Annotated in this window: 17 protein-coding genes; 7 read left to right on the forward strand and 10 right to left on the reverse strand. The window is 60.7% G+C overall.

The genetic code is table 11. The features are described 5' to 3' along the window. Positions 1-90: 90 nt before the first annotated feature. Together QMX86_RS07140 and QMX86_RS07145 are read left to right on the forward strand one after the other, a co-directional pair. The gene (locus tag QMX86_RS07140) at positions 91-489 is read left to right on the forward strand and encodes a YbaY family lipoprotein (protein WP_282384473.1); all 399 of its coding nucleotides are present in this window, start codon (positions 91-93) and stop codon (positions 487-489) included. A gap of 27 nt (positions 490-516) precedes the next feature. Then, a complete protein-coding gene (locus QMX86_RS07145; protein WP_016771492.1) occupies positions 517-1,206 on the forward strand; it encodes a DUF4197 domain-containing protein in 690 nt (229 codons plus the stop codon). Between the two features lie 746 nt (positions 1,207-1,952). On the opposite strand, the gene QMX86_RS07150 is transcribed toward QMX86_RS07145, so the two are convergent. Together QMX86_RS07150 and QMX86_RS07155 are read right to left on the reverse strand one after the other, a co-directional pair. After that, on the reverse strand, positions 1,953-5,021 hold the full coding sequence (locus QMX86_RS07150; RefSeq protein WP_282384472.1) for an efflux RND transporter permease subunit: 3,069 nt from the start codon (positions 5,019-5,021) through the stop codon (positions 1,953-1,955). A gap of 6 nt (positions 5,022-5,027) precedes the next feature. Next, positions 5,028-6,128 carry an efflux RND transporter periplasmic adaptor subunit gene (locus QMX86_RS07155; RefSeq protein ID WP_024011758.1) on the reverse strand — a complete coding sequence of 367 codons (1,101 nt, stop codon included), beginning with the start codon at positions 6,126-6,128 and terminating at the stop codon, positions 5,028-5,030. A 94-nt stretch (positions 6,129-6,222) separates the two neighbouring features. On the opposite strand from QMX86_RS07155, the gene QMX86_RS07160 reads away from it, so the two are divergent. Continuing rightward, complete coding sequence (locus tag QMX86_RS07160) at positions 6,223-6,858, forward strand: TetR/AcrR family transcriptional regulator (protein ID WP_073476091.1); 636 nt, start codon at positions 6,223-6,225, stop codon at positions 6,856-6,858. 107 nt (positions 6,859-6,965) lie between these two features. On the opposite strand, the gene QMX86_RS07165 is transcribed toward QMX86_RS07160, so the two are convergent. Beyond that, the gene (locus QMX86_RS07165) at positions 6,966-7,745 is read right to left on the reverse strand and encodes a class I SAM-dependent methyltransferase (RefSeq protein ID WP_282384475.1); all 780 of its coding nucleotides are present in this window, start codon (positions 7,743-7,745) and stop codon (positions 6,966-6,968) included. Between the two features lie 95 nt (positions 7,746-7,840). Between QMX86_RS07165 and QMX86_RS07170 the strand changes: the two genes are divergently transcribed. After that, positions 7,841-8,461 (forward strand): hypothetical protein, encoded by a 621-nt coding sequence (locus tag QMX86_RS07170; RefSeq protein ID WP_056783179.1) that lies wholly within the window; start codon positions 7,841-7,843, stop codon positions 8,459-8,461. A 3-nt stretch (positions 8,462-8,464) separates the two neighbouring features. Here QMX86_RS07170 and QMX86_RS07175 read toward each other — a convergent pair whose 3' ends face one another. From QMX86_RS07175 to ppc, 7 genes are all read right to left on the reverse strand, one after another. Next, positions 8,465-9,157 (reverse strand): extensin family protein, encoded by a 693-nt coding sequence (locus tag QMX86_RS07175; protein ID WP_071174524.1) that lies wholly within the window; start codon positions 9,155-9,157, stop codon positions 8,465-8,467. A gap of 2 nt (positions 9,158-9,159) precedes the next feature. Continuing rightward, complete coding sequence (locus QMX86_RS07180) at positions 9,160-9,996, reverse strand: isocitrate lyase/phosphoenolpyruvate mutase family protein (protein ID WP_071174523.1); 837 nt, start codon at positions 9,994-9,996, stop codon at positions 9,160-9,162. A 30-nt stretch (positions 9,997-10,026) separates the two neighbouring features. Next, positions 10,027-10,887, reverse strand: a complete 861-nt coding sequence (locus QMX86_RS07185) for a DUF72 domain-containing protein (RefSeq protein WP_071174522.1) — start codon at positions 10,885-10,887, stop codon at positions 10,027-10,029. Beyond that, positions 10,887-11,195 carry a hypothetical protein gene (locus tag QMX86_RS07190; protein ID WP_042606956.1) on the reverse strand — a complete coding sequence of 103 codons (309 nt, stop codon included), beginning with the start codon at positions 11,193-11,195 and terminating at the stop codon, positions 10,887-10,889. The genes QMX86_RS07185 and QMX86_RS07190 overlap by 1 nt, the downstream gene beginning before the upstream one ends. Before the next feature lie 307 nt (positions 11,196-11,502). Then, a complete protein-coding gene (gene tsaB, locus QMX86_RS07195; protein WP_282384471.1) occupies positions 11,503-12,177 on the reverse strand; it encodes a tRNA (adenosine(37)-N6)-threonylcarbamoyltransferase complex dimerization subunit type 1 TsaB in 675 nt (224 codons plus the stop codon). A 95-nt stretch (positions 12,178-12,272) separates the two neighbouring features. Beyond that, positions 12,273-12,923 (reverse strand): adenylate kinase, encoded by a 651-nt coding sequence (gene adk / locus QMX86_RS07200; protein ID WP_071174520.1) that lies wholly within the window; start codon positions 12,921-12,923, stop codon positions 12,273-12,275. A gap of 300 nt (positions 12,924-13,223) precedes the next feature. Beyond that, positions 13,224-15,854 (reverse strand): phosphoenolpyruvate carboxylase, encoded by a 2,631-nt coding sequence (ppc, locus tag QMX86_RS07205; protein ID WP_110645880.1) that lies wholly within the window; start codon positions 15,852-15,854, stop codon positions 13,224-13,226. 213 nt (positions 15,855-16,067) lie between these two features. On the opposite strand from ppc, the gene QMX86_RS07210 reads away from it, so the two are divergent. The 3 genes from QMX86_RS07210 to QMX86_RS07220 all read left to right on the forward strand — a co-directional run bounded on the left by QMX86_RS07210 (position 16,068) and on the right by QMX86_RS07220 (position 18,040). Further along, positions 16,068-16,412 carry a hypothetical protein gene (locus QMX86_RS07210; protein ID WP_016771500.1) on the forward strand — a complete coding sequence of 115 codons (345 nt, stop codon included), beginning with the start codon at positions 16,068-16,070 and terminating at the stop codon, positions 16,410-16,412. 379 nt (positions 16,413-16,791) lie between these two features. Then, positions 16,792-17,196 (forward strand): DUF4398 domain-containing protein, encoded by a 405-nt coding sequence (locus tag QMX86_RS07215; RefSeq protein ID WP_024011747.1) that lies wholly within the window; start codon positions 16,792-16,794, stop codon positions 17,194-17,196. A gap of 55 nt (positions 17,197-17,251) precedes the next feature. Beyond that, positions 17,252-18,040: an OmpA family protein gene (locus tag QMX86_RS07220; protein ID WP_024011746.1), complete on the forward strand. Its 789-nt coding sequence runs from the start codon at positions 17,252-17,254 to the stop codon at positions 18,038-18,040. The last annotated feature ends 70 nt before the right edge of the window (positions 18,041-18,110 follow it).

Consider the following 18,110-nt stretch of genomic DNA (forward strand, 5'->3'; position numbering starts at 1 on the left):
CGCGAAGACGGAATGTCAGTCGACATTTAGTTTGACTGACCCAGCGCTTTCGCGAGCAGGCTCGCTCCCACATTGAAAGGAGATTCATCCATGAAAAAAGTGTTGACCCTCGCCGCCGCCACCCTGCTCAGCGCCTGCCAATCAACCACCCCCGCCGGCAAGGCCAGCCTCGACGGCGAAGTCTTCTACCTGCAACGCATCGCCCTGCCCCCGAGCGCGACTCTGAGCGTGAGCCTGCAAGATGTGTCGCTGGCCGATGCACCGGCCATCGTCCTCGCTGAACAGAACGGCCCGATCAAAGGCCAGGTGCCGCTGCCGTTTCATTTGAGCTACGATCCGGCGCAGGTCAAATCCGGCCACCGTTACTCGGTCAGCGCACGTATTGAAGTCAACGGCGAGTTGATGTTCATCACCACCGAAAACCATGCCGTGCAGCTCGACGGCAACGACCCGCAGCCGCTGAAAATCCGCGTCGACGCCGTTCGTTAATCCATTTTTCGCCACAAGGAAGCCGCCATGCGCCGCCCTACCCTTCGCTTCGCCGCCGCCTGCGCCGGTCTGCTGATCTCCGCCAACGCCTTGGCCTTGTCGCTCAACGACCTGTCGCAACAAGACGCCACCGGCGGCCTCAAGGACGCCCTGACCCAAGGCGCACAGATCGCCGTGAAACAACTCGGCACCCCGGGCGGCTTCAGCAATAACCCCGAAGTGAAAATCGAACTGCCAGGCAAACTCGGCAAAGCCGCAAGCAAGATGAAAGCCTTCGGCATGGGCGCCCAGGTCGAAGAACTGGAAACCGCGATGAACAAAGCCGCCGAATCCGCCGTGACCCAGGCCCAGCCAATCCTAGTCGATGCAGTAAAGAAAATGAGCGTGGCCGACGCCAAAGGCATCCTCAGCGGCGGCAACGATTCGGCGACCCAATACCTGAACAAATCCAGCCGCGAACAGATCCGCGCGAAATTCCTGCCCATCGTCAAGCAAGCCACCGACAAGGTCGGCGTCGCGCAGAAATACAACGCCTTTGCAGGTCAAGCTGCGGCTTTCGGTGTCGTCGACGCCAAGAGCGCCAACGTTGAAAGCTACGTCACCGAACAGGCACTCAACGGTTTGTTTGAAATGATCGGCAAGCAGGAAGAAACAATTCGTCAGAACCCGGCCGCTGCGGCGACGAGTCTGGCGAAGAAGGTGTTTGGTACGTTGTAATTTCCGAACCACAAAAAAAGCCCGCTCAACTTCCTCGGTTCAGCGGTTTTTTTTGCGCATCCGCTTTGTGGATCGACCGGACCGAGGACACGATTCACCGCAGTTCAGCAAGGGAAATCCTCTGCCGATGCGCAGTCATAGCGGGAAGTCGGGCTGATTACCAGAGCAACGTCGGCTTGAGATACCGAGTCAGTATCCGCAAAAGAAACAGATCAAAAGCCCCTCACCCTAGCCCTCTCCCGGAGGGAGAGGGGACTGACCGAGGTGTTTAGGCGAAATACGCCGACTTGCGATACCGAGTCGAATGCAGATTTTGGAACGCCCAAAATCGGCTCCCTCTCCCTCGGGAGAGGGCTGGGGTGAGGGGCAGCAACAACACAAATCAAAAGCCGAACACCCACGCTTTTCACCACTCAATAGGCCGAGTGTCAGCTCGCCTGCTCTTGATCTTGATCCACCGGCGACGTCGGAAGGCTGAGTGGAGGGACTGATCCGGCGTGGGAGCGCAGCGACCGTCTGGCGCAGCCAGACACAGCGCAAGGAAGTGCAGCGAAGGAACGCGAGCCTGCGAGGGACGGACGCAGGAGCAAGCCTTTTCGGTTACCTTTTTGCTGGGCCGGCACTCCGGCGTTTGAAAAAGGTGACGGCGTAAGAGCGGAACCGTAATCAGCAACACCCACAGCAACGGATATACACCCAAAACCCCACGTCATGGTCGGCCCGAAGGCCGCCACGACACAAAAACCTCAAGCCTCCTTACGCACCCTGAACCAGGCCGCATACAACGCCGGCAAAAACAACAGCGTCAGCGCCGTGGCCACAATCAGCCCGCCCATGATCGCCACCGCCATCGGCCCGAAAAACACACTGCGCGACAGCGGAATCATCGCCAGCACCGCCGCCAGCGCCGTCAACACAATCGGCCGGAACCGCCGCACCGTAGCCTCGATAATCGCCTGCCAAGGCTTAAGCCCCGAAGCAATATCCTGCTCGATCTGATCGACCAGAATCACCGAATTGCGCATGATCATCCCGGACAATGCGATGGTCCCGAGCATCGCCACAAACCCGAACGGCTGCCGGAACACCATCAGAAACAACGTCACCCCGATCAAGCCCAACGGCGCCGTCAGAAACACCATCGCCGTGCGCGAGAAACTGCGCAACTGCACCATCAGCAAGGTCAACACCACGACAATGAACATCGGCACCCCGGCATTCACCGACTTCTGCCCGCGCTCGGAATCCTCCACCGTGCCGCCGACATCCAGCAGATAACCATCGGGCAACTCAGCGCGAATCGGGTCCAGCGTCGGCATGATCTGTTTGACCAGCGTCGCCGGTTGTTCCTTGCCATAAATGTCCGCGCGTACGGTCACGTTTGGCAGGCGGTTGCGGTGCCAGATGATGCCTTCCTCGAAGCCGTATTCCAGCGTGGCAATCTGCGACAACGCCACACTGCGACCGTTATCGGTCGGCACCGCCAGGCTCGGCAACAACGACAATTCAGTGCGCTCGTGCACGGTGCCGCGCAGCAGAATCTCGATCAATTCGTTGTCTTCGCGGTACTGGCTGACCGTCGAGCCGACCAGCGAACTCTGCAGGAATTTCGCCAGATTGGCGGTGCTCACACCGAGGGCGCGGGCGCGATCCTGGTCGATATTCAGGTAGACAACTTTGCTTGGCTCCTCCCAGTCCAGATGCACGTTGACCACATGCGGATTCTCGCGAACCTTTGCCGCCACCTTGCGCGCCAACGCACGGACTTCTTCGATGTGCTCGCCCGTGACGCGGAACTGCACCGGATAGCCAACCGGCGGGCCATTTTCCAAACGAGTGACCCGCGAACGCAGGGCCGGGAACTGTTCGTTGAGGGTTTCGATCAACCAGCTGCGCAGCGCTTCACGCTCTTCGATGGTTTTTGCCAACACCACGAACTGGGCAAAACTCGCCGCCGGCAGTTGCTGATCCAGCGGCAGATAAAAGCGTGGCGAACCGGTGCCGACATAGGCCACATAATTGTCGATGCCGGCGTGCTCCTTGAGCAGCGCCTCGAGGCGTTTGACTTCACTGGTGGTGTTGGCCAGCGAAACGCCTTCGGCCAGTTTCAGGTCGACCATCAACTCCAGCCGGTTCGAAGCCGGGAAGAACTGCTGCGGGACGAATCGGAACAGCATCACCGAGGCAATGAACAGGCCCACGGTCAGCACGATCACCGTCTTGCGATGGGCCACGCACCACTCCACCAGACGCCGGACGCGCTGATAAAACGGCGTGGCATACGGATCCGGTTGACCATCGCCAGTGCCGTGTTTTGCCGCGTGAATTTTCGCCAGATCCGGCAGGAGTTTTTCCCCCAGATACGGCACGAACATCACCGCCGCGACCCATGAGGCGAGCAAGGCAATGGTCACTACCTGGAAAATCGAGCGGGTGTATTCACCGGTGCCGGACTGCGCAGTGGCAATCGGCAGGAAGCCGGCGGCGGTGATCAGCGTGCCGGTAAGCATCGGGAATGCGGTGCTGGTCCAGGCATAACTCGCCGCGCGAATGCGGTCGAAGCCCTGCTCCATTTTGATCGCCATCATTTCCACGGCGATGATCGCGTCGTCCACCAGCAGACCCAGCGCCAGCACCAGCGCACCGAGGGAAATCTTGTGCAGACCGATGCCGAGGTAATACATGCAAGCGAAGGTCATCGCCAGCACCAGCGGAATGGTCAGCGCGACGACCATGCCGGTGCGCACACCGAGGGAAAAGAAGCTCACCAGCAAGACGATCGCCAACGCCTCGACCAACACCTGGACGAACTCGCCGACGCCGGTTTTTACCGCTGCCGGCTGATCGGACACCTTGCGCAGTTGCATGCCGGCCGGGAGGTTTTTCTGGATCCGCGAGAACTCGCCCTCCAGTGCCTTGCCCAGCACCAGAATGTCGCCGCCGTCCTTCATCGCCACGGCCAGACCGATCGCGTCGTCGCCCATGAAACGCATGCGCGGCGCCGGTGGGTCGCTGAAACCGCGACGCACATTGGCGATATCGGCGATGCGGAACGTACGATCGGCGACGCGGATCGGAAAGTTCTTTATCTCATCGACTGTCTGAAAATTCCCCGAGACGCGTAGCTGCAAGCGCTCGCTGCCGGTTTCGAAGAACCCCGCCGTGGACACCGCGTTCTGTTCCTCCAGCGCCTGCTGCACCGCCGCCAGCGGCAAGCCAAGAGTGGCGAGTTTGACGTTGGACAGCTCGACCCAGATTTTCTCGTCCTGCAACCCAAGCAGTTCGACCTTGCCGACGTCCTTGACCCGCTGCAGCTGAATCTGGATGCGGTCGGCGTAATCCTTGAGCACGGCGTAGTCGAAACCGTCGCCGGTCAACGCATAGATATTGCCGAAGGTGGTGCCGAACTCATCGTTGAAGAACGGCCCCTGAATTCCCGGCGGCAAAGTCTGGCGAATGTCGCCGACCTTCTTGCGCAACTGGTACCAGAGATCAGGGATCTGCTTGGAGTGCATCGAGTCGCGGGCGATGAAGGTGACCTGGGATTCACCGGGGCGGGAGATCGACATGATGCGTTCGTACTCGCCGGTTTCCATCAGTTTCTTTTCGATCCGTTCGGTGACCTGGCGCGAGACCTCCTGCGCGGTCGCACCGGGCCAGCGGGTCTGAATGACCATCGCCTTGAAGGTGAACGGCGGGTCTTCACTCTGGCCGAGTTTGGTGTAGGACAACGCGCCGACAACGGCGAGCAAAAGCATCAGGAACAGTACGATCTGGCGATTACGCAACGCCCATTCGGAGAGGTTGAAGCGCATCGGGGCTTACTCCTTGTTCGCCAGATTGACCACACGATTGGAGCGATCCACTGGTCGCACCTGCTGGCCGTCGAGCAATACGTGAACGCCGGCAGCCACCACCCAGTCGCTCGCATTCAAGCCTTCGAGCACCGCCACGCTTTTCTCGCCGAACGGACCGACCCGTACCGGAGTTTTCTTCAACGTGTTGTTGCCGTTGACCACCCAGACGTAAGTCGCACCGTTTTCAGCGGTCAGCGCGGAAAGCGGTATCGACAGCGAGACACTGTCAGCCGCTTGCACGAACACCCGGGCGCTCTGCCCCAGTTCAGCCGGGACTTTGCCGCTGGTGAACGAGATACGCGCAGCAAAAGTGCGTGAGCGCGGATCGGCGGACGGCGACAACTCGCGGATCTGCCCGGCGAAGCGTTGATTCTGCTGTGCCCACAATTCCACGGTAACCGGCTGACCGACCTTGAAGCGGCCGAAGCTTTGCTCCGGCAGGCTGATCAATACTTCGCGCTCACCATCGGTGGCGAGGGTGAACACGGTTTGCCCGGCAGCGACCACCTGACCGACTTCCACCGAACGCTTGGCCACCACACCATCCTGCGGCGCACGCAGCACCGCGTAACTGGCCTGGTTGGTCGAAACGTTGAATTCGGCTTTGATTTGTTTAAGGCGGGCTTCGCCGGAGCGATATAGATTTTCGGCGTTGTCGTAGGCCGAGCGGCTGACCATCTGCCGATCCATCAGGGTTTTGTAGCGATCGCGCTCGGCGCGCACCAGGTTCAGATTGGCCTCGGCGGCGGCAACCTGCGCGCGGGTGGCTTCCAGTTGCAGGCGCACATCCTGCGGATCGAGTTCGGCCAAGGGCTGATCGGCCTTGACGCGCTGGCCTTCGTCGACCAGTCGTCGGCTGACTTTGCCGCCGATGCGGAATGCCAGATCAGGCTCATAACGGGCACGCACCTCGCCCGGATAACTTTCCATCGCCTGCGCCGAAGGCTCGGGCTGTACCACCATGGCCGGGCGTACGGTGACTTTGGTCACCTCTTCCTGACCGCACGCCGATAACAGGAACGCCAGACTGACTGGCACGGCAAAGGACAACGCATGGCGGAACATGGTGACGGACCTTTCGCGAATGAGGCTTGGAATATTTATACTGGCGGGTATGGTATTAATAGCAAACTCACCAGTCCAGTATTAAAAGCGAAGAATGTCGAACAATCTTTCAGCTCCAAACGGCCCGGGCCGCCCCAAGGATCTGGCCAAACGCCAGGCGATCCTGGATGCGGCGAAAACCCTGTTTCTCTGCCATGGCTACGCCAACACCAGCATGGACGCGGTGGCCAGCGAGGCCGGCGTGTCGAAGCTGACGGTTTACAGCCATTTCAACGACAAGGAGACGCTGTTCTCCGCTGCTGTCGTCGCGAAATGCGAGGAACAATTACCGCCGCTGTTCTTCGAACTGCCGGACGGCATCGCGGTGGAAAATGTATTGCTGAACATTGCCCGAGGCTTCCACCAACTGATCAACAGCGATGAATCGGTGAACCTGCACCGTCTGATCATGGCACTGGGCAGTCAGGACCCGAAGTTGTCGCTGATCTTCTTCGAGGCCGGCCCCGAGCGCGTGGTCAACGGCATGGAAGGTCTGCTGACGAAAATCCATGCGACCGGCGCGCTGAGCATTGACCAGCCACGAAATGCCGCCGAGCACTTCTTCTGCCTGATCAAAGGGGCGGGAAATTTTCGTTTGTTGTACGGCTGCGGCGAGCCGCTGACCGGAGAGGCAGCGGAGCGGCATGTGCGGGAGGTGGTGGGGTTGTTTATGAGGGCGTACAAACCCTGACAGTTTTGCGGTGCTTGTGCAGACCGCTTCGCGAGCAGGCTCGCTCCCACACTGGAATGCATTTCAACTGTGGGAGCGAGCCTGCTCGCGCATGGGGCGACGCAGTCTCAGGGCTTCAGCGCTTTCTTCGGATAAATGTCATACCGGCTCGATTTGCCATCCAGCGCATGGCTCGGTTTCGGCCCTTCGATGCACGGCGCCTTGCGCGGGCGTTTGACTACCACCCGGTGCGTGGCCAGCGCCAGCGCGGCTTCAAGCAGGGCCGGGGCATCCGGATCATCACCGACCAGCGGGCGGAACAGGCGCATTTCCTTTTTCACCAGCGCGGTTTTCTCACGATGCGGGAACATCGGGTCGAGGTAGATCACCTGCGGTGGCTCCCCTTCCCAATCACGCATGACCTCGATGGAATTGCCCTTGAGCAATTTCATCCGCGCCACGATCGGCGCTACATCGAAATCTTCTGCCGCCCGGGCCAGGCCGTCCTCAAGCAGTGCGCCGATCAGCGGCTGACGCTCGATCAGGCTCATTTCACAACCGAGACTGGCCAGCACAAACGCGTCCTTGCCCAGCCCCGCGGTGGCATCGAGCACACGCGGGCGCACGCCTTGGGCGATGCCGACAGCCTTGGCAATCATCTGCCCGCTGCCGCCGCCATACAAACGACGATGCGCCGCGCCGCCTTCGACGAAGTCGACCCGCACCGGTCCAGGCGCATCCGGGCCAAGCTGCTGCAACTGCAAACCCTGCTCGCCGACCTGCAAGACGAACTCGCCGTGCGCCTCGCCGAGCGGCAGGCCGAGACGTTCGGCCCAGTGCTCGGCTTGCGCTTGAAACGTCGGGGCGAGGGCCTGGACATGGATGCGGCAGGCCGCAGGTGACTCGATCATGAAAAAACGCTCAAAAAAGTTAAGGATCGACAAAAACCGCCGATAAACCATTCAACGCGCATTTTGCCAGAGCTGAGCGTCAACCGAAAAAAATGTCAGGCATTCTTCCCACATCGATTGGCTACGTTTCGCCCCATGGCGACTTCAGCCGTCATAACACTCAAGCACTGAGCGGCGTCAGTCACCTGTGGCAGGATTTCTTTGCCCAGGCCCTGGCCGAACAGACGAGTGAAGTGGTGCCTGCCTGTGGCACGTTTCCACCGGTTGACCTGAACAGCCCGGAAGAACCAACCGTTGGCAGCGAGCTGCACGCGCACATCGTCAGCCAGCGCGAGTGCGATGTGGTCGAAACCCAGGTTCGCCCGCCAGAGCCACTGTTCCTGCCGATCGCCGAGTTCGAAATGGAGCTGCTGGACAAGCCGTTCCCACCGTTCCCGCCAGAAGAACTCAAGGCTCAGCAAGAGCAACAGGATTTCGACAGCAGCTGGGTACGCCCGATTGTGATCAACAATGGCCAGCCAGTGCCGGAGCCAGGCCCTGCTCCGCAGAAACGTCCGCTGTACCTGCCGATCGCCGAGTTCGACCTGGACTTGCTGCAGAAGCCTTACCCGCCGTTCCCGCCGGAAGAGATCGTCGAACAGCAGAAGGCCCTGGACTTCGATAATGGCTGGGCTCGCCCGATCGTTCTGCAGAACCTGCGCCTCGCCGCCTGATTCTCAGCGACACACGCTCCAGCGCCCGACATCGACATGAAAGTGATTGCGATGAGCGGCGTTGTAGTCCGGACTCAACACCACACTGAATGACTCACAGGCGCCGTCACGCAGCTGGCGCAGAAACTCTGCGTCCTGATTCTGCTTGGGCCAATCCTTGAGCACGCTGATCGTGCGCCCGTCAGCCAGGCGGAAACCGGCAATGTCCAGCGCGTCGGCACTCGCATGTCGGCTGAGAGCGCCGCTCTCACGGTTGTAGACATTGCGACAGGCAAAGCTGCCGAGGTGATCGACCCGCGCGATTTTCTGGCCGTAAACCGATTGCGCCGCCGGTTGCAGGGTGTGGTGTTCAAACATTGCGTAGGCCACCGCCAGCGGGCAACTGGCGATGAAACTGCTGCTCAGCGCCACTTCACCGCCCTGCACCCGCAGAGCACCGATCAGCGGACACTTGGCGCCCGGGCTGTCGGCCTGGGGACTGACGCGCAGATCCGAGCTGCTCAATGCCTGTGCGCAAAGCTCGGAATCACTGCGCAGGCGCATGAGTTTGTAACCGGTCAGCCAGTTGGGCGCGGCTTTTATGTCCAATGGCGCCCACGGGTTCCACTGCGGCGGCACGTCCAGCCAGCCACGCCAGACACTCACCGCGCCACCAGCGATCGCGAGCAACACCCCCCAGAACAGCCAACGTCCCATGCTCAGTCCTTGAAGAGTTGATTGGCCTTGGCATACGGCATCGACTGTGACGTGAAGCCAAAGGTGCCAAATTGCTGGATTTCTTCAGCCGCTCGGAAGAACTCGCCGAACGCCGCCAGCGCCAGTGCCGAGCCGGTGCTGATGCGGCGTACGCCCAGTTCCTCGAGCTGTTGCACGGTCAGCTTCAAACCGCCAGACATCAACACATTGACCGGTTTCGGCGCCACCGCTTGCACCACTGCGCGCACTTCTTCGGCGCTGCGTAAACCCGGTGCATAGAGCACGTCGGCACCCGCTTCGGCAAATGCCTGCAAACGGCGAATGGTGTCGTCGAGATCGGGATTACCGTGCAGGTAATTTTCGGCGCGAGCCGTAAGAATGAAGGGAAACGGCAGCGTGCGTACCGCCGCGACAGCAGCTTCAATCCGTGCGACGGCGTGTTCGAAGCAATAGATCGGCGCGTCCGGACGGCCCGTAGCGTCCTCGATCGACCCGCCCACCGCGCCCGCTTCGGCGGCACGGAGAAGACTCTGCGCGGACTCGAGCGGATCATCGGCAAAGCCGTTTTCCAGGTCCACCGCCACCGGCAGATCCGTCGCCGCGACAATCGCCCGGACATTGGCCAGGGTCTCGTCGAGACTCAACGCGCCATCAGCTTTGCCCTGAGAAAACGCGTAACCGGCGCTGGTGGTGGCCAAGGCCTGATAGCCAAGACTGGCGAGCATCTTCGCCGAGCCGGCATCCCACGGATTGGGGATGACGAAGATCCCCTGGCGATCATGCAGGGCCTTGAAGGCTTGGGCTTTAAGGAGTTGCTGTTGACTGACTTGGACGTTCATCGACGGGCTCCCGGGCAGAAAAAACCCGCCTCAGAGCAAGCCAAGCTGCTCGGCGGCGGGTTCTCTGTATAGCTCAGGCAGCGCGGGCAAGCCAGGCAAACGTTGCATCAGTTTTGCGTGAAAACGTTGCGCCAGTTTCGCTGCCAACAGGTTATCGGCGGTATGCAGAAAGACGTAGGGCGTGCGGCCCTCTTCGATCCATTCAGCGACTTTCGCCACCCACGGCACAAGAAACGCATCGTTTGCCTCAAGCTCGGGATGGCCGATGAAACGCACCTGCGGAAACTGCGTGAACGCCGCCGGACGCGTCGGTACACGCGGTTTTTTTGACTGCGCGTGGATCACCGAGGACTCGGTCGACAAGCAGCTGAACAGCGCGCGCGGGTCGAGACAGATGCGCTCGACCCCGCGATCCAGCAACAGACGATTGAGCAGACGTTCGCTCTCGCCCTTGGCGAAGAACTGTTCATTGCGCACCTCGACCGCAAGCGGGCAATCCAGCGCATCGATAAACGCCGCGAGCTCCGGCAGACGCTGCGGCGTGAAGCTTTTCGACAGTTGCAGCCACAGCGGCGAAACACGTTCGCCTAACGGCTTGAGTAATTGCAGGAAGGTTTCGGCAGCGGTCAGCTGTTCGCGCAGGTCGCCGCTGTGGCTGATGTCGCCGGGGAATTTGGCAGTGAAGCGAAAGTGCGCCGGCATGATCTCGGCCCAGCGCTGCACAGTGGCTGGCGACGGACTGGCGTAGAAGGTGGTGTTGCCTTCGACGGCGTTGAACACCTGGCAGTAGAGAGCGAGAAAGTCGGAGGTTTTTGCGTCTACCGGATACAGATACTCGCGCCAGGCATTTTCGCTCCAGGACGGGCAACCGAGGTAGTAAGGCAGATCCATCAGATATACAGATCGAGGCCCAGCACGTCTGCGTCCCAATCGACAAAACCGGCGGTGCTCAGGTAGCTGGCCAGGGCCATGGCTACGCTTTTCTTCATCGCGCGGTGGTAGATCATGTCTTGTTGACGGGCAGGCAGGTTGCTCAGGCGTTGCGCGGTGGCTTGAGCGGCACGAGCGGCCATCTGCTCTTCGCTCGGGAATTCCAGCTCGCCGTCGATGATGTCGACGGATTCATCCAGCGCCGCATTGCCTTTACGCGGCTTGCGCTTGATGGGGTAGGACTGAGTGGAAACGCCGTCTATACGCATAATGTCATGCTCGGTATCAATGATGGCAATTTAGCGGCACTTGACCGACTTAGCAAACCGCCGAGTGATAACTAGAACACATAAAGCGCAAAAGGTTTAAAACCGGAGCTGGAAACTGACGATTGGCAGGATTTGCAGAATGGCCCATGCACCCGTGGCGAGGGGATTTATCCCCGTTGGAGTGCGCAGCACTCCCCTGCATTTTTTCAGTGCCGCCGCATTTTCAGGACTTGCGACTGCTGCGCAGCCGAACGGGGCGGTGCGACGTTTCGCTAAATCCCCTCGCCACAAAATCAGCCCGGAGGTTTCAGCGGGCTTTCGGGGTGGCAACTTTATCGCGCAGGTAGACCGGCTGGGCGTCATCTGCCGGGATCGCCTCACCGCGCTCCCAGGCGAAACGCGCCAGCCTCAACAGGTCTTCGGCGTGGGGCAGCATGCCGGCGTCGGAGCCGCTCAGATTGACCGCAATGCGTTCACCATAACCCCAACCGGTACCGGCACCGAACCAGTCACCTGTGGCATCGGCCGGTAGCGCAGCCACCTCCGGCGGCAGCACCGCTTCGGCGCCAACCAGACGCATCTCCCCCGCCGTCTCGCGGTAGCAGCCCCAATACACTTCATCCATCCGCGCATCGATCGCAGCCGCGACCTGGCTTACACCCTGCTCACGAAAGGCACGCTGCGCCAGCACGGCAAGGTTGGATACCGGCAATACCGGACGATCCAGAGCAAAGGCCAAACCCTGCACCACACCGATGGCAATGCGCACACCGGTGAACGCGCCCGGGCCACGGCCGAAGGCAATCGCGTCGACAGCTTGCAACGTGGTACCCGCATCGGCGAGCAATTGCTGGATCATCGGCAGCAGCTTCTGCGCATGCAGACGCGGGATCACCTCGTAATGGCTCGTGACCTTGCCGTCATGCAGCAAGGCAACGGAGCAAGCTTCAGTCGCGGTGTCCAGGGCCAGCAAGGTGCTCATCGATGTTTCCAAAACAGGGGTGGGGAAAAAAGTGCGTCAGTATAAACAACTACGGCCCGCAAGCGGGCCGTGGATGATGCAGCCGATCAGACTTTTCAGCTCAGCGCGGCCAGCACCTTGGTGGTGATTGCATCAACCGAACCCACGCCTTCAATGTGGCTGCACTTTGGCTTGCCGCCGTTGTTGGTGGAAAGGTTCTGGTAGAACTCTACCAGCGGTTTGGTCTGCGAGTGGTAGACCGACAGGCGATGACGTACGGTTTCTTCGGTGTCGTCTTTGCGCTGCACCAGCTCTTCGCCGGTGATGTCGTCCTTGCCAGCCAGTTTCGGCGGGTTGTAGACGATGTGGTAAACGCGGCCGCTGGCTTCGTGAACACGGCGACCGGCGATGCGCTGAACGATTTCGTCGTCTTCTACAGCGATCTCGACCACGGCATCCAGCTCGACGCCGGCAGTGACCAGCGCTTCAGCCTGCGGAATGGTGCGCGGGAAGCCGTCGAACAGGAAACCGTTGGCGCAATCAGGTTGAGCGATGCGGTCCTTGACCAGCGCGATGATCAGGTCATCCGACACCAGGCCGCCGGCATCCATGATGCTCTTGGCTTGCACGCCCAGTGGAGTGCCAGCCTTGACCGCAGCACGCAGCATGTCGCCGGTGGAGATTTGCGGAATGCCGAATTTCTCGGTGATGAACTTTGCCTGAGTACCTTTACCGGCCCCGGGAGCTCCCAGCAGAATGACGCGCATCGATGTGCTCCTCAATTTTTTATATAAAAGCTTTACAAAACAAAGGATTCGCTCGTAACCGGCGGATCCTGAAAATACGGGTCGTGGCCGCACAAACGGCCAAAGGCTGATCAAGATACACAGCAGGCTGCGCCCACACAAGACGCCAAAAGTCGGAGAAACCGACGCCCGCCGTGACCTCGCGACGCGGTAACCCAAGTCGCAACCCCATCAATAACTGTCGCTTCGCGGCACTTTCCTACGCCAGGAGAAGCGGCATCCGACCCTCATCGCGAATGCCGCCTGAGGTGATCAGCAACCTTAGCCGGTATTGCGCAGTCCGGCGGCAATCCCCGCCACAGACACCAGCAGCGCCTGTTCCACCGGGCTGCCCTGCTCGACATCCTGCTGCCGCGAACGCGCCAACAGCTCGGCCTGCAATAGATGCAGCGGGTCGAGGTAGGTGTTGCGCAAGCGGATGAATTCGAGGGTGTCCGGGCTGTGCGCCAGCAGCTGCGACTGCCCGGTCAGACCGAGCACGACGGTGCATGCCTGCGACAATAGGTCGCGTAACTGCGCGCCCAACGGCAGCAGATCAGCTTCAACCAGACGCTCGTCGTAGGACTGCGCAATATCCGCATCGGCCTTGGCCAGGACCATTTCCAGCATGTCGATACGGGTGCGGAAGAACGGCCACTGTTCGCGCATCTGCCCCAGCAACTCGCCCTCGCCGCGCTCCAGCGCCTTGCTCAGCGCCGTCTCCCAGCCCAGCCAGGCCGGCAGCATCAATCGGGTTTGGGTCCAGCCGAAAATCCACGGAATTGCCCGCAGGCTTTCGATACCGCCGGCACGGCGTTTGGCCGGGCGACTGCCGAGCGGCAACCGTCCGAGCTCCTGCTCCGGGGTCGATTGACGGAAGTACTCAACGAATTGCGGATTTTCCCGCACCACCTGGCGGTAAGCGCTGACACCGTCCGCCGCCAATTCGTCCATCAGATGGCGCCATTCCGGAGTCGGCGGCGGCGGTGGCAGCAAGGTCGCTTCGAGCACGGCAGCCAGATACAGATTGAGGTTTTGCTCGGCTATGTCCGGCAGGCCGAATTTGAAACGAATCATTTCGCCCTGCTCGGTAGTACGGAAACGCCCGGCCACCGAACCCGGTGGTTGCGACAGAATCGCCGCGTGCGCCGGTCCGCCGCCACGGCCAACGGTGCCGCCGCGACCGTGGAACAGTAGCAGTTCGACTTGCTGCTCACGGCAGATTTCCACCAGTCGTTCCTGCGCGCGATATTGCGCCCACGCCGCAGCGGTGGTGCCGGCGTCCTTGGCCGAGTCGGAATAGCCGATCATCACCTCCTGCGGGCCATGCAAACGCGCGCGATAGCCCGGCAACAGCAGCAGACGTTCCATCACCGGCCCGGCGTTGTCGAGGTCGGCGAGGGTCTCGAACAGCGGCACCACGCGCATCGGCCGCAGTACGCCGGATTCCTTGAGCAGCAGTTGCACCGCGAGCACGTCGGAAGCGGCGCCGGCCATGGAGATCACGTAGGAACCCAGCGACGCAGCGGGCGCGGCGGCGATTTCCTTGCAGGTGTTGAGCACTTCGGCGGTATCCGCCGATGGTTTGAAATGCGCGGGCAGCAACGGTCGACGGTTGCTCAGCTCCTCGGTGAGGAAGTTGATGCGCTGTTCTTCATCCCAATCTTCGTAGCGGCCGAGGCCGAGGTAATCGGTGATTTCGGTCATTGCCGAGCTGTGCCGCGTCGAATCCTGACGCACATCGAGGCGCACCAGGAACAGGCCGAACGTCACCGCCCGACGCAGGCAGTCGAGCAACGGCCCGTCGGCGATGACGCCCATGCCGCACTCGTGCAGCGAGTTGAAACACAACTGCAAAGGCTCGAGCAGGTCGCGATTGTCGTGCAGCACATCGGCGGTGGCCGGGGTCGGCGCGGTCAACGCGGCATGCGCCCAGTTGCGTGTGGCGCGCAGGCGTTCGCGCAGTTGCTTGAGCACCGCGCGATACGGTTCGGCACTGTCGCCGGCCTTGGCCTTCAGCGCGTCGCTGGCCTGCTGCATCGACAGTTCGGCAGCAAGGTGATCGACATCGCGCAGATACAAGTCAGCGGCCATCCAGCGCGCCAGCAGCAAGACTTCGCGAGTGACGGCGGCGGTGACATTGGGGTTGCCGTCACGGTCGCCACCCATCCATGAGGCGAAGCGGATCGGCGCGGCTTCCAGCGGCAAGCGCAGACCCGTGGCGGCGAACAGCGCCTGATCGGCCTTGCGCATATGGTTGGGGATCGCCTGCCACAACGAATGCTCGATCACCGCAAAGCCCCATTTGGCTTCATCGACCGGCGTCGGGCGGGTGCGGCGGATTTCTTCGGTGTGCCAGGCTTCGGCGATCAGCCGTTGCAGTTTGCTCTGGATCTGCTCGCGCTCGGCGCTGGTCAGGTCGCGATGGTCCTGCGCGGCCAGTTGCGCGGCGATCGCGTCGTACTTCTGGATCAACGTGCGTCGCGCCACTTCGGTCGGGTGCGCGGTCAGCACCAGTTCGATTTCCAGCCGCGCCAGTTGCCGGGCCAGAGATTCGGCGCTGTGCCCTTCGCTGCGCAGGCGCGCGAGCAGTTCCGGCAACACCCGCGACTCGAACGGCGCCGGTTGCGACTCCTCGCGGCGATGGATCAGCTGATATTGCTCGGCGATGTTGGCCAGGTTGAGAAACTGATTGAAGGCCCGCGCGACCGGAAGCAATTCGTCTTCACTCAATTGATTGAGGCTGGCGCTCAACTCAGCGTCCATCGAGCCGCGCCGGTCGGCCTTGGCGCCCTTGCGAATCTGCTCGATCTTGTCGAGGAACGCCTCGCCGTACTGGTCTCGAATGGTGTTGCCCAACAGCTCTCCGAGCAGGTGAACATCTTCGCGCAAGCGTGCATCAATATCGGTCATCAGCAGTTCTCCAGCGGTAATCGGGGACAGCGCAGAAACGAATGCTTTGCCAGAGAGTGCCGCTCTGCGCCGCTTCTTACAAGCAGGCGACGAATTGACTTTAAACCTTGCCGGCGAAAGCTAGTCTCAACAGTAAGCCGTACGACGGCCCGCCGCCGGCGCTGCCGGACACTCACCCAGGCCTGCCATCAGCAGGCGCTAAATGAGGTCATCATGAAAATTCGTGAACTCGCCCAGCATTGGGAAGAAAACGCCAAAGGTCGCCTGACCGACACCGGCTACACGATTCATCTGGACGTCGAGGCCGCCGCGCGCCTGGCGGCAATTGCCGAGATGTATCCCAAACGTCATCCCGAGGAACTGCTCGGCGAACTGATCGGCGCCGCGCTCGAGGAGTTCGAAGCGAGCCTGCCGTATGTGAAGGGTTCGACGGTGGTGGCGACCGATGAGGAAGGTGATCCGTTGTATGAGGATGTCGGCCCGACGCCGCGTTTTCTGGCGTTGTCGCGCCGGCATTTGCATGATTTGTCCTCGGCTGAGAACAAGCAGAAGCACTGATTCGACACACATCTAAACCGTGGGAGCGAGCCCGCTCGCGAATGCGGATTTTCATTCAGCATTTGCGCTGGCTGACACATCGCATTCGCGAGCAAGCTCGCTCCCACATAGGCTGTATTCCAGTTCGAAAATTGGTTTATCAACGGACAAATTTACCCCCGCGCGTACCGCTCCAAAACCCTAAAGTTCCCGTGCCAGAGCCTTGTCAAAACGGTCAATTTAATTTTTGGCGGTAGGCCATCTTTTCTGAACTTTTCAAAAATGCCGCCGGTCGGAACAGGTAACCACGCCTGGAACGAGCGTTTCAATTCGCGTCTACAAGCGATGCTTTCGCCTCCTCTGCCAGGATGGATTCAGTTGTATTTTCAGGAGATGCCTAATGGAGTTGAAGACCATGAAAACCCAAACCTCGTTTTCCCACCTGCGCGGTCTGAAACTGGCCGCTCTGGCCATCGGCACCAGCTTCGTACTGGCCGGTTGCGCCGGTAATCCTCCGACCGAGCAGTACGCCGTCACTCAATCGGCCGTCAACAGCGCCGTCAGCGCTGGCGGTACCGAGTTCGCTGCGGTGGAAATGAAGCAGGCTCAGGACAAACTGAAACAAGCTGAAATCGCCATGCACGACAAGAAGTATGACGAGGCCCGTCGCCTGTCCGAACAGGCTGAATGGGACGCTCGCGTCGCTGAACGCAAGGCTCAGGCCGCCAAGGCCGAACAGGCTGTGAAGGATTCCCAGAAAGGTGTTCAGGAACTGCGTCAGGAAAGCCAGCGCACTGTGCAGTAAGCGCGCATCCCGACTGCAAAGCTGAAACTCTTACCGATAGAAAGGACGACAAATTATGCGTAAGCAACTGATGATTCCCGCTCTTCTGGCCGCAAGCGTTGCACTGGCTGCCTGCTCCACCCCGCCTAACCCGAACCTGGAACAGGCGCGCACCAACTACGCCGGCCTGCAGGCCAATCCACAGGCGAGCAAAGTCGCGGCACTGGAAACCAAAGACGCCAGCGATTACCTGGACAAGGCCGACAAGGCCTATCTGGACAAAGAAGATGCAGCCAAGGTTGACCAACTGGCTTACCTGACCAACCAGCGCGTGGAAGTGGCAAAGCAGACCATCGCTCTGCGCACCGCTGAAAACAACCTGAAAAACGCCGCTGCGCAACGTGCCCAGGCTCGTCTGGATGCCCGTGACCAGCAGATCAAACAGCTGCAGGACAGCCTCAACGCCAAGCAGACCGATCGCGGCACGCTGGTGACTTTCGGTGACGTGCTGTTCGCCACCAACAAGGCTGATCTGAAATCCAGCGGCCTGGTGAACATCAACAAACTGGCGCAATTCCTTCAGGAAAACCCGGATCGCAAAGTGATCGTCGAGGGTTACACCGACAGCACCGGCACCGCTAGCTACAACCAGTCGCTGTCCGAGCGCCGCGCGACTTCCGTGCAGATGGCCCTGATCAAGATGGGCGTCGACCCTTCGCGCATCGTCGCTCAGGGTTATGGCAAGGAGTACCCGGTAGCGGATAACGGCAGCGTTTCGGGTCGTGCGATGAACCGTCGTGTGGAAGTGACCATTTCCAACGACAACCAGCCAGTAGCACCGCGCTCTTCGGTGAGCTCGAACTAAGCTTCACTCGGTAACGCAAAAGCCCCGCCTGAACTGATCAGGCGGGGCTTTTTTGTGGGAGCAGACATCG

It is taken from the genome of Pseudomonas sp. PS01270 (genome assembly GCF_029959775.1).
Lineage (GTDB): Bacteria > Pseudomonadota > Gammaproteobacteria > Pseudomonadales > Pseudomonadaceae > Aquipseudomonas > Aquipseudomonas atacamensis.

Bases quoted from the DNA above. Each gene is read 5' to 3' on its own strand.
- QMX86_RS07140 (WP_282384473.1), top strand. From the start codon at position 91: ATGAAAAAAGTGTTGACCCTCGCCGCCGCCACCCTGCTCAGCGCCTGC.
- QMX86_RS07150 (WP_282384472.1), bottom strand. From the start codon at position 5,021: ATGCGCTTCAACCTCTCCGAATGGGCGTTGCGTAATCGCCAGATCGTA.
- QMX86_RS07185 (WP_071174522.1), bottom strand. From the start codon at position 10,887: ATGGATCTGCCTTACTACCTCGGTTGCCCGTCCTGGAGCGAAAATGCC.
- QMX86_RS07220 (WP_024011746.1), top strand. From the start codon at position 17,252: ATGCGTAAGCAACTGATGATTCCCGCTCTTCTGGCCGCAAGCGTTGCA.
- QMX86_RS07175 (WP_071174524.1), bottom strand. From the start codon at position 9,157: ATGGGACGTTGGCTGTTCTGGGGGGTGTTGCTCGCGATCGCTGGTGGC.
- QMX86_RS07180 (WP_071174523.1), bottom strand. From the start codon at position 9,996: ATGAACGTCCAAGTCAGTCAACAGCAACTCCTTAAAGCCCAAGCCTTC.
- QMX86_RS07145 (WP_016771492.1), top strand. From the start codon at position 517: ATGCGCCGCCCTACCCTTCGCTTCGCCGCCGCCTGCGCCGGTCTGCTG.
- QMX86_RS07160 (WP_073476091.1), top strand. From the start codon at position 6,223: ATGTCGAACAATCTTTCAGCTCCAAACGGCCCGGGCCGCCCCAAGGAT.
- QMX86_RS07210 (WP_016771500.1), top strand. From the start codon at position 16,068: ATGAAAATTCGTGAACTCGCCCAGCATTGGGAAGAAAACGCCAAAGGT.
- adk (WP_071174520.1), bottom strand. From the start codon at position 12,923: ATGCGCGTCATTCTGCTGGGAGCTCCCGGGGCCGGTAAAGGTACTCAG.
- QMX86_RS07190 (WP_042606956.1), bottom strand. From the start codon at position 11,195: ATGCGTATAGACGGCGTTTCCACTCAGTCCTACCCCATCAAGCGCAAG.
- ppc (WP_110645880.1), bottom strand. From the start codon at position 15,854: ATGACCGATATTGATGCACGCTTGCGCGAAGATGTTCACCTGCTCGGA.
- QMX86_RS07170 (WP_056783179.1), top strand. From the start codon at position 7,841: ATGTCAGGCATTCTTCCCACATCGATTGGCTACGTTTCGCCCCATGGC.
- tsaB (WP_282384471.1), bottom strand. From the start codon at position 12,177: ATGAGCACCTTGCTGGCCCTGGACACCGCGACTGAAGCTTGCTCCGTT.
- QMX86_RS07215 (WP_024011747.1), top strand. From the start codon at position 16,792: ATGGAGTTGAAGACCATGAAAACCCAAACCTCGTTTTCCCACCTGCGC.
- QMX86_RS07155 (WP_024011758.1), bottom strand. From the start codon at position 6,128: ATGTTCCGCCATGCGTTGTCCTTTGCCGTGCCAGTCAGTCTGGCGTTC.